The organism is Vibrio sp. OPT24, assembly GCF_015163545.1.
In the GTDB taxonomy this organism is placed as follows: Bacteria; Pseudomonadota; Gammaproteobacteria; order Enterobacterales; family Vibrionaceae; genus Vibrio; species Vibrio cyclitrophicus.
Window position 1 is genome coordinate 90,906 of the sequence record NZ_JADDYI010000005.1, and the last position, 15,914, is coordinate 106,819.

Genomic DNA, 15,914 nt, shown 5'->3' on the forward strand with positions numbered 1-15,914 from the left:
CAGCAGTTACGCTGGCTTTTTTACGTCTGAGTTTTGATGTATGAATCACTTACTTTGTGTATCAAACACTTAGTCTTCATATCGTTGACTAATACTCTAGAACAAACTCCACTCCAAGCTCATTGGTGCGTTCACTGCGAATCTTACCTTCACCGTCTCGGTGTTGATAAGAGCCACCAATCGCAAACTTATTGGTCACTAGATAACGTAAACCCACGTGGTAAATTTCTTCATCAAACAGGTCACTGCGATTCACTTGCACACTGCCGTTTGCAATCCAACGTTTCGCAAATCCATAGTTAAGTTCGGCTTTTATCCCTTGGATGAACTCAGTGTCCGAAGATTCAGTTCGGTTGGTATCATTATCTTCAACCTTACCCTTAGTAATACCAAGCAGGTAGTAAGCCACCACATCTAAATCTTTTTTAATACTATATCGATAACCAACACCCGGCGTAAGCGTATCAATTCGGGTTGTCGTTTCATCCGGGTGGATGAAACGTGCACTGTAGTCACCTAGCAACAACCAGTCGTCAGTCATGGCGTAACTCACACCCAACCCATATGACGAAGCATTGTTATTACTGCCGGCATCTTCATTTAAACTGCCCGAATGCGCGGTGGCGTATATATGGTCATAATCAAGAATATCCACACTATGAGTTTCTGCCCACAAATTTGGAGAAAACATAAAAACTGCAGATACCAAACTAAGCTTCCACTTCGACATTCCTATTATCCTTAAGCAATCACTCCATTAACTGAAAGATTAGTCTATCCATAAGACTTTAAAAAGGTTTTAGCTCACAGATTGATTTGTCACGGCAAATTATTATCAAATGTTGTACCATGAAATCATACAAACTAATGGATGATCATTATGGATGCTGAGTTATTAGAGATTCAGAACTTTCTGGCACAATACCCACCTTTCACAGAACTCCCTGAGGAGGCCTTGATGAAAGTGACCAGTAGCGTAGAAATTTCTTATTACCGCCAAGATACACCTATCATTCACTTTGGTGACCAAATTCATGATCTCTATATCGTTCGAAGCGGTGAAGTAGAAGTTTATCGTCGTAAAGGCGAACTCTATAACCGCCTTGATGAAGGGCACTTGTTCGGCCAAATGGGCTTGCTGACCAACAACAAGGTTCGTTTTCCAGTGAAAGCGACCGAAGATACCCTACTCTATTGCATTCCTGAGCCAATCTTCCAAGAACTCTATGACAACTATGACTCTTTTGCCGACTTCGTTGAAGTCGAAGACAACGCCCGCCTTCGTCAAGCTAATTCAGACAGCAACGACGCTAATGATTTAACGACCTCTAAGGTGAAAACACTGCTCACCAGTGAAGCACCGATGATCGAAAAAACGCGCACGATTCAGCAAGCTGCCACCATGATGGCCGAAGACAACGTCTCTTCACTGCTCATTATTGACCCAGATATTGTTGAAGACGATGAAGACGACTCAACGCCTGTTATCGGCATTATCACGGACCGAGACTTGTGTACACGCGTTCTCGCAGAAGGCCTCGACCCATCCGATGAAGTATCAAGCGTAATGACAGCCGAGGTTATCTCGCTAGACCATAACGCCTATGTATACGAAGCAATGATGACTATGCTTCGCTACAACGTGCATCACCTACCAGTACTAAAAGACAAGAAGCCAATCGGTATAATCGAAGCAACTGATATCGTGCGTTACGAATCTCAAAACTCCCTATTATTGGTAAGCAGTATCTTCCAACAGCAGAGTATTGAAGATCTCAAAGTGCTCTCAGAACAAGTAAAAGACAGCTTTGTTCGTCTAGTCAACGAAGACGCCAACGCACATATGGTTGGTACCGCTATGTCAGTAATTGGCCGTAGCTTTAAACAACGTATTATCGAGTTAGGTGAAGAGAAACTGGGTAAAGCGCCCATTCCTTATTGTTTCCTTGCACTCGGCTCTATGGGCCGTGACGAACAGCTGCTAGTCACAGACCAAGATAATGCCATCATTCTTGACGATACGTACGACGAGAAAAAGCATGGTAAATACTTTGAAGAGCTTTCCACTTTTATCTGTGACGGTTTAGATCAATGTGGTTACGTTTACTGTACTGGCGACATCATGGCGACAAATCCTACTTGGCGCATGACACGTCGCCAATGGGAAGAGTGCTTTGCCGATTGGATTGATGATCCGAACCCGAAAGCACTACTAAATGCTTCCATCTTCTTTGATTTAGATGGCGTGTATGGCCGCTTAAAATGGGCTGAGCAATTGAACAGCTTCATCGTAAGACGTGCACGTAAGAATAATCGCTTCTTAGCGTGTCTTGCTCGTAACGCGCTCAACCGCACACCGCCTCTGGGTTTCTTCAAAGATTTCGTAATGGAGAAAGATGGCCGTCACAACAACTCGATCAACCTTAAACGTCGTGGCACCGCGCCACTCGCAGACTTAATTCGTGTTCACTCTTTAGCGGTGGCTTCTCGTTCAAAGAACTCATTTGAACGTTTGGATGACATTATCGACGCCGGTATTTTGCCAAAAGGTAGAGCACAAGACTTGAAAGACGCCATGGAGTTTATCTCTCTAGTTCGTATTCGTCATCAAGCACACGATGTTGACAATAACATCGAGCCTGATAACAACATTGAACCCGAAAACCTTTCAGATTTTGAACGTCGTAACTTGAAGGACGCATTCCAAATTCTTAGCAACGCGCAAAACTTCCTTAAGTTCCGTTATCAAGCTAGCAATAAGTTTAAGTAGGGACTATGAGTAAATTATTTAGAACTCCTGCGGTGGACTGGCCTTTTAAGTTTGCGCAAAAGCTAGAGCGTTCAAAAGATGAGCGTTTGCAGAAATTTTATAGTGAGCCACTTCCGGCTCCAGATACACCACTTTCTGAAGTGACCTTTTTAGCAGTGGACTTTGAAACCACAGGCTTAAACCCTGTTAAAGATGGCATCATTACCATTGGGTTAGTCCCGTTTACGCTCAATCGTATTTATCTACGACAGGCAAGACACTGGACACTTAGGCCTAAACAAAAACTAGAAGAAGAATCAGTCGTCATCCATGGCATTACTCACAATGACATTATTGATGCTCCAGATTTAAATGAAGTGCTTGAAGATATTTTGGGGGCAATGGCAGGCCACATTCCAGTTGTTCATTACCGTCGAATTGAGCGTGATTTCTTGGACAACGCGTTAAAAGTAAGGCTAGGCGAAGGCATTGAGTTTCCAGTATTAGATACACTAGAAATAGAATCTCAAATTCAGCATAAATTGGCCGGTGGCTTGTGGAATAAACTCAAAGGCCAGAAGCCGGCATCAGTAAGACTTGGGCAAAGTCGTCGTCGATACCACTTACCGGACTACACGCCACACCACGCACTAGTGGATGCCATTGCAACCGCAGAGCTACTCCAAGCGCAGATTGCTCATCACTACAGCGATGACATGCCTTTAAAGGATTTCTGGCTGTAGTGGCTGCTACATGGCGAATCGGTGGCAGAAGAGCAATATAGAGTTAGATATATGAAAAAAGAGGTGCATCATGCTCCTCTTTCTCTATTCATTGTTATTTGTCTGTCGAAAGCAAAGACTGATAATAATGGCGTTTCTGTTTATACATATCCTCATCGGCGACAGCGAACAGATTATCGAGATCGGTAGATTCGCTGCACGAAGACCCGATAGAAAATCGAACCGGAATAGAGATACCAGCTTTAGCTTCAATAACTTGTCCTTCTTGGTCCGCATACAGACACTGCACCAATGAACCTGCACTTTGAAGATCTTGACCGTGACCGCTTAAAGTGAGGATCCCAAACTCGTCTCCTCCTAAACGGTACAAATTACTCATACTATCCAGTCGCTTACGAATAACTTCCACACTACACTGTATCAACTGATCTCCGACCTTATGCCCGTAGACGTCATTCGTATTTTTCAATCCGTTGATATCAATAATAAATAAAGACAGTGTATCTCGGTTGTTGACGACACACCGCTTACTAAACTCAAAATCTTCGTTAAACGCTTTTCGGTTATAGCAGCCTGTCTGCATGTTAACTCGAGTGATGTTTTCTAGCTCTATCCAACTGGCTAACTGTTTTTGGTACAAATCGAAAATTAATACGTCTTCTTCGCTCAGACGATCAAACTCTTTAGAAACAAAGTAGCCAATAGTGGCGCCTTTAGAATCCACCAATACTTTAGAATCCAAGAGCACTTTAGAACCCAACAGCGCTTTAGAATCCAATAGCGCTTTGCTGCTCTCGGGCTTATCACTAAAACTGAACTGCATACAACAGTTAGGCAATATCGATACAAGTTGTACATTAACCAGCTCTGGAATTAGGCGATATTCAACACTTTTTCTCATCGAAGCAAACTGAACAATCTTGAGAATTCGATGCTTATGTGATTCTTCACGGGCTAATGAATACGCTAGGCTGCTGGTTTTCTCTTCTACCGTTTTCTCTAACTGTATATTGAAATTTTCTAGCTTGTTATTACTCTCGGCAATCTGATAGTTAGCAGAAATTAACTGCTCATTTCGTACCGTTAATTCACTGAGTTGATGCTGTATTCGAGCCCACATTTTTCCTAATAAACTGCTGAGAGTGAAGAACTCCGTAAAACGATGCTCTTCTAGTTTATGATTAGGCAACTTATTACTCGAATATGACCCAACCGACTCTGTTAGCAAGTTCAACTGTTGTGAGAACAAACGACTTAAAAGCAGAGCACACACAATAGCAATGGCTAATGTTGCGAATAGAATTTTGACAAACACCGCCTCTGATTGCTGCATTTCTAACAATCGAGCACTGTCAGAAACATTATGTTTTATCGAGAGCCTTAAAGGTGCTGAAAACAAGTCGTTGCCTATTGAAACGAGCTTCGTTTCAGACGCAGTGTTCTCTGCATTAGTGCGTTCGACGCTAGTGCGTTCTAAACCAGAGTGAGGAACGTGATTAAACTCGACCGACTCATTCTCATATAGGAAGGGGGTGACTTTGGACTCCAACCGGTCGTAACCCATCAGTACAACCAAATAACCTTGCGGTGTATAACTAGAACCTTCAATAAGCCGATAAGGCAAAATGGGAGCAACAAACGCAATGCCTGCACTGGCATCATCCACTAACTCAGGTTCAGTAAATTCAGTGTGAAACAGCTTTCCTTGCTTATAGGTTAAAAGCGGCTGCTTCAAATCTTCGAGTAACTGACTTTTCTCAAAGTGATACAAACTGCCCTTGCTGTCATAAATAGGTTTCCAGTAACGATCCAGTATGTACGTGGCTGACACGCTATCAGCCAACGAATTAAAACTATCCATCTTGTCCCAGACTACGCTCGAGAAAAAGATATTCCCTCCCGCCTTAATCAAAGAGCGATCCTGCGAATACCATTGTGTAAGGCTTGCGATGAGATTAACTTTGTCAAATACCGTTTGCTCAATACCGATAGTCGAATTGGCCAACTTGATTTCTTTTTGCTCTAGAGAGCTTTGGCTTTGTTGATTCAATATAAGCTGTCCAGCGACATAAACAGGAAGCAATGAACAAGCAAGTAGTACTAACCCCATGGTGTACTTTAGAGAAAGTTTCAATTGCCGGACCTCATCGTCGCCGAGTAATAGAGCACGAATTCATCATAGAACTTATGCAACTCTGCCTTTGGCATACCTGACTTGAATCGCTCATATGCCCTTGCAGACGCTTCCCATACAATCGCCATTCGGTAATCACTCGACATCATTTGCGACGACTGAAACTCATCGTACATATTGGAAAAGGTGTGATTCCCCTCTTTTACTCGACGTTGATTCACTTCGTAAAATGGAGAGATCATTGCATTTGAGTGAGCTAAGTAGGTGAAGCGATTCGATTGTAAGTATTCAACCACCTCCTTCAATGCCTCTCTTTTCTCTGGATTTTCCATACCTTTTTTGGTGATAGCGAACACTTTCGCGCCACTAAAAGAGGACATAGATCTTCCTTGATACGTCGGCAATGAATTCACGTGTAAAGCCTCACCAAAAGCCGAATCAAGTTCACTAAACGCCCAATCTCCATCAATTAGAAACTCAACTTCACCATTAATGAATTGCTGCCTAGCGCATACTTCATCACAAGATCGTTCAATAGTATTTGTCTTTTCAAGCATCTCGATAAACTCAAAAACCGAGACCAAACCTTTGCCATTGACATTCTGCGCTGAAAGCAAATTTTTTGAAAATAGCTGATAAAATGCCAAATAGAAGTACATATTTGGATTAGGGAAAAGAAGGCTTACCTGCTTCGTATCTGCAGAACGTTGGATTAACGACTCCCAAGTAATGACTTGAGATTGTGGTTTATTTGAATACAACACTATCTGATTACCAATACCAACAGGCAGCGCTTTAAGCTCACCGTCGATAACCACTGCATCAAGCGCTTTCTTCTCATAGCGTGAGGTATTAACCCAATTTTCAGGGAGGGTAGCAAGATCGATATATTCACTTAACCCTAGGAAATCGGAAGGCACCCAAATAGCATCTGGGAAGATATTATCCCTAGGATCTGCAACAAGAAGCTCTGAACGAATACTGTTGACGTTGAATGGGCGAATTTCAACGTAATGCTCGGTCATCGACTCAATATGTTCTTTGACATAGTCGGCGGTTTCATAGTTGATACCCGCCCATATTTCGAGTGTAGAGGCACAAGTAAACATCGGAAAAAACGCCGGCAAGATACTCAGTAGTCTCACACATCACTCCAATAGGTAAAAAAACATCAGGGTCAAACTTAATTATTCGAACACAAACCAACCTCATCACTACGCGATCACTTGCTAGTTGTTATTTTTTGGCGATACGTTATATAGCAAAAAACCATGAAGAAATAGGACAACGTGACAACATGACAACATGACAACATGACAACATATCATACCCTTAAGTATTGCCTAGGCAAAAAAAAATACCGCAAAAGCGGCATTCATCTCATTTGGTGCTATTGAATTAGTTGACCAATGTTGGCCCAACTAATCGCATTTCCCAATCTTCAACCTCACCCGTTTCCAAACGTCGTTCAACAAGCTTTCCCCAGGATTCAACTAACGGCAAATCAGCTAATTGGCTTAACTCTCGTTTATCGAGACAACCAGTGAAGACCGCTCCCATGATTCGAGCTAGAGACCAGTCAGGATAAGGTCTTTCGCACAAAATAATCTCGTCACCAGCTCCAATATTCCCGTGTTCCAATACTCGAAAGTACCAACCAGTACGAAGAGTATCTTGCAGTCTTCTTGCCATATCATTTTGCTCGAATCTTACGTTCAACTTCCAACAAGGCATACGTCCCTGTGAGACTTCCAACACTGTTGAACCAATGCGAATCTTATCTTTCAAACAAATTGACGCTTCAGTTATACCACTTGAGCTGAGGTTCTCGCCAAATGCGCCTGCAGCTTGGAAAATCGATTTGTCGCCTAGCTCGCGTTGCCAAGCTGGGTAGTGTTCACTTGGATAAATATGAAGGGCTTTTTGAATACCACCATGGAAACGAGGATCGCCTTGCTCGTCATTTGTAAAACCAAGCTCTGTGGCATGTTGACGACTAGGCACAACTTGTTTGTTAATGGCACTTTTTGATCCGTGTGCAAAGTCCACAGTCTTGCCTGTTAATACACTATTCACTACGCCTAACTTTTTCATATCCCTGCCCTTTTAACCGTAACTTGTCTGCTGAACTTTATCGCTTGATCTATCGTTTGATTAACGTTGCCGCTTGCTTAAACATGCCGTTTTCTTTGGATATTCCAACTTGATATCGCATACATTTTCTTTCGCGGCTTCATTCACGTTTCCCAACATGATAGCCTAGCGAACCTGTGTCAGGATAGAGATGTAAGGACAGTTAACAATGCTAACCCGCCAAATTGATTCTCAATCCGATGTCATGACTTCAAATGAAATGATGGCTACCAGTTTCCATTCACCTGCATTGGTGAAGACCATCGACATGCCCAAAGGGTATATTGACAAAATGCATCAGCACACATGGCATCAAGTTATCTTTCCCATCAAAGGGCTGTTGCAAACCAAAACTGATCACTACCAACACCTTGTGCCACACACCTCAGCCTTGTTTGTTCCTGCCAGTATCCCACATGAATCTATCGCACTTAGTCATACGACGTTTGTCGGCATTTATATCAATCCTGATTTTGGCACGACCTATGATCCTCAAGTGCGAACCATTACGCTCACGCCGTTCTTAAATGAACTGTTACAAGAGCTCCGAAGGCAGTGTGAAGGACACAAAAGTGATGAGGAAGTATCACGTTTGCTCGCGGTTTTACATGACCAAATCATGAAAGGTAATGTACAGACCTTTCAACTATTATTACCCGAAGACAGACGCTTAAAACTAATATTTGAAGCGCTTACAGATATTCCAGCATTAGATTGGTCGCTCAGTGAATGGGGGAAGAAAGTAGGCGCATCAGAGCGCACGTTATCGCGGTTATTCTCAAAAGAATTCAATACGTCGTTTCAATTATGGCGACAGCAAATACGACTGATTTACTCGCTGTCTTTATTGGATGAAGAACTCTCAATTCAAAATATTGCCGACAAAGTGGGTTATCAGAACGACTCTTCATACATCAAAGCTTTCAAGGCCTATTTTGATGTTACCCCACAGCAGTTTCGTGTTAATGGTCAACGGAGAGTGTAAGTGCTAATGGTGAGATACGAGCAGTGATGGGGCTTAATAAAACAAGTGAAGTGTTACTTTCTACTTTGTAATAACTTGTCGTACAAGAGCCTAGTTAGAAGCTAAGAAGGCAGGCTTACCGCTTCAAAGAAATAAAAAAAGAGGAGCATCAAGCTCCTCTTTCGAATTGTGAATATTGAAGTTCGCTTACTAAGCGTATTTTTCTTCAAACTCTTTCATAAAGCTCACCAATGCTTGAACACCTTCTAGTGTCATTGCGTTGTATAACGAAGCTCTCATACCGCCAACAGCGCGGTGACCTTTAAGTGATTTAAGGCCTGCAGCGTCAGCTAGCTCAAGGAACTTGCTATCCAGTTCTGGTTTCGCCAATTGAAATGGCACATTCATTCTTGAGCGGTTTGCTGTGTGAACATCGTTTCTGTAGAAAGCAGAATCATCAATCGCGTTGTAAAGTAGCGCCGCTTTTTCTTGATTGACGCGCTCCATTGCTTCAACACCACCTTCAGCTTTCAGCCATTTAAATACAAGGCCCGATAAGTACCAAGCATACGTTGGTGGCGTGTTAAACATTGAGTCTTTTTCAGCAAGCACTTTGTAGTTAAGAATACTCGGTAGCACATCGTTTGCAAGATCGAGTAGATCATCACGAACGATAGCAATGCAGATACCCGCAGGACCAATATTCTTTTGAGCGCCCGCGTAGATAACGCCGTACTGAGAAACATCGATTTGACGAGACAATATATTTGATGACATGTCGGCAACGATTGGTTTATCAGTTTGCGGTAGCTCGCTGATCTCAATGCCATCTATAGTTTCATTTGGGCAGAAGTGCACGTAAGCTGCTTTCGGATCGATTTTCCAATCTTTAGCTGGTACAACCGCCGCTTTACCATCAATTGATGTTTTCGCGTTGAATACATCGATTTCACAGTACTTACTTGCTTCTGTCACTGCGCTTTCTGCCCAGTAACCCGCATCAATATAAGTCGCAGTCTTTGCGTCACCCAGAAGGTTTAGAGGCACAGCAGCGAATTGAGCACGAGCGCCCCCCTGACAAAAAAGAACTTTGTAGTTGTCTGGGATATTCAAAAGATCACGTAGGTCTTGCTCAGATTCGTCGGCAACTTTAATAAACTCTTTGCTTCGATGGCTGATTTCCATAACGGAAGTACCCAAACCATTCCAATCAATGAAATCAGCTTGTGCTTGTTTCATTACTGGTTTAGGCAGTGCCGCTGGACCAGCACTAAAGTTAAAGACGTTATCTAATGTAAGTTCCATGGGGGTAATTGCTCCTGCTAAATAATAACTAAGCAAGTAATACCATGTTTTCCCCAACATAAAAACCACAAAAGAGGTCTTAAGACCTCTTTTGTTTCGTACCGTACAAAATGTTTAACTTAACTCGTTAAAACACCCTACCAGTATTCAGGCCTGTTCTTTTTATTGAACAAAAACCGGCATAAGTAGCGCAATTAATGGAATTTCTTGTCCATTTTCAAACACTAGATTTCCGTTTGCTATGTCAGCGCTGATTTCATAACCACTTTCTGTTTGCTTGATCATCTCCATTACGATCAATTCATCTATACCTTCACGGATGAATGGGTACTCCTCGACAAGTCCATTTGAGAAACTCGAGTGAATATTACCCGTTAATGCAGGAACAATCATAGAAGGATTACTACTGATGTTTTCAGTTCCTTCGGGTACGCTCAGCAACCATTTAGAGTCAAATTCACCCTGACCTAGCTGTAGAGACATATTATTCATTGAAAGGTCAAACCCTTTAGCAAACAGGATATCGATGAATGGAATGATCTCTGCAACATCATCTTGAGTCAGAACCGGATTTGATTGGTAGATTTCAAAGATCTTCTCAAACGATTCACTGTCCAGTTTCGCCATTTCGAAATCGACGTTTAAGTTATTCACTTGACCTTCGTTGGTCTCGATATTGGCGATATCCAACTTGAGATTACTGCGCAGACGTTTAGTCGCTTCATCAAGGTGAGATTCAAAATCGTACTTTGAATTTTCGATAGTCATGAATGGCTGCATAGCCGAATCCGAAACTAGGAAGCTATCGATAGTAAAATTCTGTGAGCCTAACCAATAGCCTTTTGCTTGCTGGCCAGAACCAACACCCGTCAGGTTCGACAGTGTCACTTCTTCACCGGTTTCAAAATCAATTTGCACAGAAGGAACCGTAAGCTTGTAATCGACTTGCCCTAATACAGTGGCATGGCCAGACAGGTTCGATTTCGTGATAGAGACTGAGGTACCATTATCATCAGAACCTTGATAATTAAACTGACTCAACTCGAAATTAAAATCAGTGTTGCCGTTTAACTCGGTGCTGGTAGTAAGAGTCAGAGGAAGAATATCTGCATTTTCAAATGTCGACAGCGCACCTAGGCTGACTAGACCATGGCTAACCGCGCTGTTGATAACAAACTCACTCGGAATCCCATCAAGCGCGAGTTGCTCTTTGAGATTTTCATCCGTCACCGTTAAACGTGTTTTAACATTAGAAGATAAATAACCTCTATCGTATTCCACGATCTCAGCTTGAATGCTTGAATTGTTAAGCTTTGCAACGCCATCAGTAATCGCGTTTTGTCCAATTTGCCCAACCGCTAGTGGCCAACAAAGTGCCAATGAGATTGCTCCGCCGATTGCGCCAATTTTTCTTAACTGTTCCATGAGTTCTCTTTCTACACGTGTCTGTTTTTTTTAGTCTAACCCATCAGTAGCAAACAAGAAACATTGAGTTAAATCAGTCTATTGCTCGATACTTCGATTGCCTCAATAAATTAACGGTTAGCTCTCATCCTTATTCGTCGGTTCTTGCTAGGCTAGAAGCGTCGCTACTATTAAGGTTGAGCTGTGAATCAATACGCTGTTATCTGTTTGGACAATAATCCGGTTAGCATTGAAAGAATACATTTGGAGCTGGCTCCGTTGGCTTCTGTATTCGATATTTATACTGCCGAGAACATAGAAGACGCACATCACGCATTAGAAGATATCCATGATCACAACCAAACCGTTGCCTTGGTGATCACTCATCATCATTCTGAATTTAATGGCGTGCAATTTCTTATTGAACTTGAACAGCTGCCTCATAGTAATACCGCAAGAACGATATTAGTCAGCGCCTCGTCAGACATTCAATCCATTCTAACCGCTGTGAATGAAGGTCGACTCAATCACTGTCTAACCAAACCAGTTCAAGATCAGGTTCTATTCAAATCAGCGCAAAAAGAGCTGACTTCTTTTGTTATCCAATACGACTCAGAAAACCTGCTCTCTTACAGTGATGCATTGGATCAACAGCGCTTACTCAGAGCGCACATTGAACAAAAGATTCACTCTTTCCAATCGGGGTTCATTCACGACTACCACCAGCTTTCTGATAATGCTCTAGCTGAGCGCGTAGTTAGTGCCCTGCAAGATGTCTTCTCTAAAGACGATAAAACCAAAGCAATTCGTGATTATTCACCAGAGCATTTACTGACGGTTGAGGGCGAAGACAATCGCTTTCTGTGGTTGCTCATTGAGGGTGAAGCTGCACTCTACAAGAAAGATGAATTAGGGCAACAGCGAGAAGTAGTACGTCACTCCAAAGGGAACATTGTCGGTGGGATGTCCTTCGTGACTGGTGAGCCTTCGTTTTCTACCGCGATAACTCTGACTCAAACACGAGTGATTAAGCTTGATAAAGACAGTTTCGCTCAGGTTATGCACTCAAACAGCACTCTGTTACCGCTGTTTACTAATTTATTGCTTCGTCACTTTAACCGACGCTTGCAAAGAAGCATCACCAATAAGATTAAGCTCCAACAAACGCTCGAATCTTTGGAATCCGCGCATCAACAGCTAATAGAAAAAGAGAAGATGGCGATGTTGGGTCAACTCGTCGCGGGCGTCGCTCATGAGTTAAACAACCCTATCGCAGCAATATTGAGAAGTATTGAAACCTTATCTGAACATCTCGATCAGATACTCGAAAACTCGTCTCTCCCAGAGTCAAACAAAGGGACCGAAGTATTAGCGCATTCGAAGCTGGCCAAGCCACTATCGACGGCTCAAGAAAGACAGCTAGTAAAACATTTGACCTCAACGATCGATGATCGGGCGCTAGCCAAAAAAGCAGTCAGGCTTAACCTATGCCAAGATTCTACGGTTCTAGAGACCTTGAAAGACTCCCCTGTCGCAGGTAAAGAGCTGCTCAATGATTTAGAGCATTATCACTATGTTGGAAACTCGATTCGCTCAATTCAAGTGTGCAGCAAACGCATTGCCGACATGGTCAAAAGCCTAAAAAGCTACGCCCGAGAAGATGAAGAGGTTCGCCACTACGCGGACATTCACGAAGGGCTAGAAGATACGCTAGTTATTTTTGAAAACAGGCTTAAATTTCACGAGCTAGAAAAACACTACGATACCGACCTCCCCCCTTTATTGTGTCAGTCACTCGCACTGCAACAGGTGTGGACGAACCTTATCTCCAACGCGCTCGACGCACTTTCAGAAAGAGGAAAAGTCTCGATCACAACGTCTCAGCAAAAAAAAGGGGATGACTCTTTTTTGGTTGTGCAAATATCCGACACTGGCCACGGTATCGACAAAGAACATATCAATACGATTTTCGACCCAAATTTTACGACCAAAAAAGAAGGCAACTTTGGTTTAGGAATTGGATTATCCATCTCTCAACAAATTGTTTCGACTCATCAAGGATTTATTTTGGTGGAGTCTGAGGCAGGAAGCCATACTGACATGCAGGTTTGGCTTCCATTCAAACAAGAAGGAGCACCTCATGAATAAGTACCTAATTTTATGTGTCGATGATGAACTGGAAGTTCTCAACAGTGTGCTTCAAGACTTGGCGGTATTTGAAGAAAACTTTATCGTTGAAGGTGCAGAATCGGTCGATGAAGCCAAACAAGTAATCAAAGAGATGGGCCAAGATGGCATTAAGCTCGCTTTAATTTTATGTGACCACATCATGCCGGACAAAACAGGGATCGATTTCCTTATTGAACTCAACCAACACGACTTCACTAAACCGACACGTAAACTGCTACTCACAGGGCAAGCAGGGTTAGAAGATACCGTGACGGCAATTAATAACGCTGCACTCGATTTCTATATATCTAAACCTTGGCAGGGTGATCAACTCCGAGACACAATTACTCAACAGTTGACTGACTATGTCATTGCTAACGACAAGCAATTGCTAAACTGGACTTCCATTTTGGATACCGAGCGCATACTGACCGCCATGGCAGACAAACGAACAAGTTTTGGCGAATAGCTCCCAGCCCCATACGGGTGGTAATGACGATTAGAAGCAAGTGGTCAGACTAAACTTTTCTGATAGCTATTAAAGCAAGGAATAGCCGTTCAAGCTGAGCGAACAAAGATTAAATTAGGTCAAATAGAGATTTAATCTCGGCGAGTCGCATTTTAGCTTGCACAGCATAGCACTGAGATTTTATTTATTAACGCTTACATTTTGATGAATTGTATCTAAAACATGAGATCTCAGTTGCAGAGTAACCCTTGATTTGGTCATTTTTTAGTTAATTGACAAATGAATGGCATTTTTATGGATTACTTTTCCGTGAGTTAGATTAAACTGTCTCAATGTTTATGGTTTGCCTGATTTATCTCAAACCAAAGGAATTAACACAAATAAAGGTTTACTGTCGTTATGCGCAAAATTCTACTTACTACCGCTATGCTACTGGCATCTAGCCAAGCACTAGCTGTTGATGAACAACCACAAGTAATGAGCAACTTTAACTACGATTACTTTGAAGCACGTATCGGTGCTAGCCCAGTAACGTTTGGTGGCGCGTTCAGTAAGTCAATTCACCCGAATGCTCACGCTATCGCACGTATCGATTCAGAATTTGAAGGCGATTACGATTCAGCTGTAGGTCTTGGTTTCCACGCACCATTAAACAACTGGGCAGATCTAACAGGTGAAATGCTAGCGCGCATCGTTCAACCTGAGAACTCTAGTTCGACGGATATAGGTATGGAAATAAACGTTGGTGTTCGCCAATGGCTTGGTCCACAACTAGAAGTGGGTGGTAAAGGTGGTTACGTTTCAATCGATGACAATGATGATTGGACTGGTTCTGTTTACGCACGTTTCCACTCTACAGAGCTATTTTCTCTAGGTGCAGAAGCTCGTATCAACGACTTCTACGGTGATCAGCTAATGTTCACAGCTCGTTTCAAGTACTAATACTTGAAAAGATTGCTCTCAATGGGCACTTAGCTTTCCAATAATCAAGGCTAAGACAGAAACAAAAAAACCGAGGATATTCCTCGGTTTTTATTTATTAACAATAATCTTAAGCATATAGGAACAACTTCTTTAGTGGCAGCTCTTTAATAATTGCTGCTTGCGTGGTTCTTGTAACAGTTTCCAATGGATACCATCAATTGCACCCGCAAATTTCCAAAGTAGTTTTAGGTCAACATCATTGCCGTACGCTTTGCGAACCTTATTAAACACTTCAGGTGCGCCTAGCTGCATAAACATTGAAACATCATCCACACCCGCCTTCTTAACCATGCGCTCTAGTGTAAGTTGCATGTTCGGAAGATCTCTTAATCGACGGCTAGCTGATGATTTTTTGAAGCTACGTTGCTGAATTGAATTATCGATTGAAGTACGAATAATGCTATCCAAATCAGGGTGTTCACATGTAAACAAGTCAGTAATATCGTAATAGTTTACGGTTGCTGTCGTCTGTTTTTTTACATGACGATACTTTTCACAATCAAGATCTGTCAGTTTTTTATCTAATGACTTTCCACCTCTAATAAATAAACAACCTTCGCTCAACAAAGCGAACATGGCGTCATTTTGAAAGAGGCCCATACCTCCGAACATAGAACGTTTTTGATGCTTACCAAATTGATTCATGTAATTAATAAATGCTGTCTCGGTCATATCCGTTGATCCTTAATCAAATTACCCCGATTAGGTTGATCACCAGACAAGCAGCTTTTTATGCGAAAAATTTTTAATCTATTTTTTATTGTTTAGATGAATATTATGTTTCGTCTCTCACCTTTAAAATAAATGATACTTCGAAAAGAAAAATAAGTCTGGACTTAGTTCACATCAATTAATTGTCT

13 protein-coding genes are annotated in these 15,914 nt (G+C 42.2%); 6 read left to right on the forward strand and 7 right to left on the reverse strand.

The features are described 5' to 3' along the window. Nucleotides 1-88: 88 nt before the first annotated feature. On the reverse strand, nt 89-730 hold the full coding sequence (locus tag IQO02_RS02155) for an outer membrane beta-barrel protein (RefSeq protein WP_016795218.1): 642 nt from the start codon (nt 728-730) through the stop codon (nt 89-91). A 150-nt stretch (nt 731-880) separates the two neighbouring features. Between IQO02_RS02155 and IQO02_RS02160 the strand changes: the two genes are divergently transcribed. Next, nucleotides 881-2,770 (forward strand): DUF294 nucleotidyltransferase-like domain-containing protein, encoded by a 1,890-nt coding sequence (locus IQO02_RS02160; RefSeq protein WP_010441436.1) that lies wholly within the window; start codon nt 881-883, stop codon nt 2,768-2,770. Nucleotides 2,771-2,775: 5 nt separating this feature from the next. Beyond that, the gene (locus IQO02_RS02165) at nt 2,776-3,492 is read left to right on the forward strand and encodes a 3'-5' exonuclease (RefSeq protein WP_016797407.1); all 717 of its coding nucleotides are present in this window, start codon (nt 2,776-2,778) and stop codon (nt 3,490-3,492) included. Nucleotides 3,493-3,586: 94 nt separating this feature from the next. Here IQO02_RS02165 and IQO02_RS02170 read toward each other — a convergent pair whose 3' ends face one another. The 3 genes from IQO02_RS02170 to IQO02_RS02180 form a co-directional block, all read right to left on the reverse strand. Next, on the reverse strand, nt 3,587-5,602 hold the full coding sequence (locus IQO02_RS02170; RefSeq protein WP_016793759.1) for a GGDEF domain-containing protein: 2,016 nt from the start codon (nt 5,600-5,602) through the stop codon (nt 3,587-3,589). Nucleotides 5,603-5,622: 20 nt separating this feature from the next. Beyond that, complete coding sequence (locus IQO02_RS02175; protein WP_016793758.1) at nt 5,623-6,771, reverse strand: sugar ABC transporter substrate-binding protein; 1,149 nt, start codon at nt 6,769-6,771, stop codon at nt 5,623-5,625. A gap of 253 nt (nt 6,772-7,024) precedes the next feature. Beyond that, the gene (locus IQO02_RS02180) at nt 7,025-7,720 is read right to left on the reverse strand and encodes an MOSC domain-containing protein (RefSeq protein ID WP_010441442.1); all 696 of its coding nucleotides are present in this window, start codon (nt 7,718-7,720) and stop codon (nt 7,025-7,027) included. 208 nt (nt 7,721-7,928) lie between these two features. Between IQO02_RS02180 and IQO02_RS02185 the strand changes: the two genes are divergently transcribed. Next, the gene (locus IQO02_RS02185) at nt 7,929-8,744 is read left to right on the forward strand and encodes an AraC family transcriptional regulator (protein WP_016793757.1); all 816 of its coding nucleotides are present in this window, start codon (nt 7,929-7,931) and stop codon (nt 8,742-8,744) included. Nucleotides 8,745-8,933: 189 nt separating this feature from the next. Here the strand turns inward: IQO02_RS02185 and serC are convergent, their stop codons facing one another. Together serC and IQO02_RS02195 are read right to left on the reverse strand one after the other, a co-directional pair. Beyond that, a complete protein-coding gene (serC, locus tag IQO02_RS02190) occupies nt 8,934-10,028 on the reverse strand; it encodes a 3-phosphoserine/phosphohydroxythreonine transaminase (protein ID WP_010441446.1) in 1,095 nt (364 codons plus the stop codon). A gap of 162 nt (nt 10,029-10,190) precedes the next feature. Further along, nucleotides 10,191-11,453, reverse strand: coding sequence for a DUF945 family protein (locus IQO02_RS02195; protein ID WP_010441447.1), 1,263 nt, complete (start codon nt 11,451-11,453; stop codon nt 10,191-10,193). A 183-nt stretch (nt 11,454-11,636) separates the two neighbouring features. On the opposite strand from IQO02_RS02195, the gene IQO02_RS02200 reads away from it, so the two are divergent. The 3 genes from IQO02_RS02200 to IQO02_RS02210 all read left to right on the forward strand — a co-directional run bounded on the left by IQO02_RS02200 (nt 11,637) and on the right by IQO02_RS02210 (nt 15,012). Continuing rightward, nucleotides 11,637-13,580 carry an ATP-binding protein gene (locus IQO02_RS02200; RefSeq protein ID WP_029189644.1) on the forward strand — a complete coding sequence of 648 codons (1,944 nt, stop codon included), beginning with the start codon at nt 11,637-11,639 and terminating at the stop codon, nt 13,578-13,580. Continuing rightward, nucleotides 13,573-14,070 carry a response regulator gene (locus IQO02_RS02205; protein ID WP_102282784.1) on the forward strand — a complete coding sequence of 166 codons (498 nt, stop codon included), beginning with the start codon at nt 13,573-13,575 and terminating at the stop codon, nt 14,068-14,070. The genes IQO02_RS02200 and IQO02_RS02205 overlap by 8 nt, the downstream gene beginning before the upstream one ends. A gap of 399 nt (nt 14,071-14,469) precedes the next feature. Next, the gene (locus IQO02_RS02210; protein WP_004734692.1) at nt 14,470-15,012 is read left to right on the forward strand and encodes a hypothetical protein; all 543 of its coding nucleotides are present in this window, start codon (nt 14,470-14,472) and stop codon (nt 15,010-15,012) included. A gap of 132 nt (nt 15,013-15,144) precedes the next feature. Here the strand turns inward: IQO02_RS02210 and IQO02_RS02215 are convergent, their stop codons facing one another. Continuing rightward, nucleotides 15,145-15,726 carry a TfoX/Sxy family DNA transformation protein gene (locus IQO02_RS02215; protein ID WP_010441453.1) on the reverse strand — a complete coding sequence of 194 codons (582 nt, stop codon included), beginning with the start codon at nt 15,724-15,726 and terminating at the stop codon, nt 15,145-15,147. Nucleotides 15,727-15,914 lie beyond the last annotated feature (188 nt).

Bases quoted from the DNA above. Each gene is read 5' to 3' on its own strand.
- IQO02_RS02155 (WP_016795218.1), bottom strand. From the start codon at position 730: ATGTCGAAGTGGAAGCTTAGTTTGGTATCTGCAGTTTTTATGTTTTCT.
- IQO02_RS02160 (WP_010441436.1), top strand. From the start codon at position 881: ATGGATGCTGAGTTATTAGAGATTCAGAACTTTCTGGCACAATACCCA.
- IQO02_RS02165 (WP_016797407.1), top strand. From the start codon at position 2,776: ATGAGTAAATTATTTAGAACTCCTGCGGTGGACTGGCCTTTTAAGTTT.
- IQO02_RS02170 (WP_016793759.1), bottom strand. From the start codon at position 5,602: ATGGGGTTAGTACTACTTGCTTGTTCATTGCTTCCTGTTTATGTCGCT.
- IQO02_RS02180 (WP_010441442.1), bottom strand. From the start codon at position 7,720: ATGAAAAAGTTAGGCGTAGTGAATAGTGTATTAACAGGCAAGACTGTG.
- IQO02_RS02185 (WP_016793757.1), top strand. From the start codon at position 7,929: ATGCTAACCCGCCAAATTGATTCTCAATCCGATGTCATGACTTCAAAT.
- serC (WP_010441446.1), bottom strand. From the start codon at position 10,028: ATGGAACTTACATTAGATAACGTCTTTAACTTTAGTGCTGGTCCAGCG.
- IQO02_RS02195 (WP_010441447.1), bottom strand. From the start codon at position 11,453: ATGGAACAGTTAAGAAAAATTGGCGCAATCGGCGGAGCAATCTCATTG.
- IQO02_RS02205 (WP_102282784.1), top strand. From the start codon at position 13,573: ATGAATAAGTACCTAATTTTATGTGTCGATGATGAACTGGAAGTTCTC.
- IQO02_RS02210 (WP_004734692.1), top strand. From the start codon at position 14,470: ATGCGCAAAATTCTACTTACTACCGCTATGCTACTGGCATCTAGCCAA.
- IQO02_RS02215 (WP_010441453.1), bottom strand. From the start codon at position 15,726: ATGACCGAGACAGCATTTATTAATTACATGAATCAATTTGGTAAGCAT.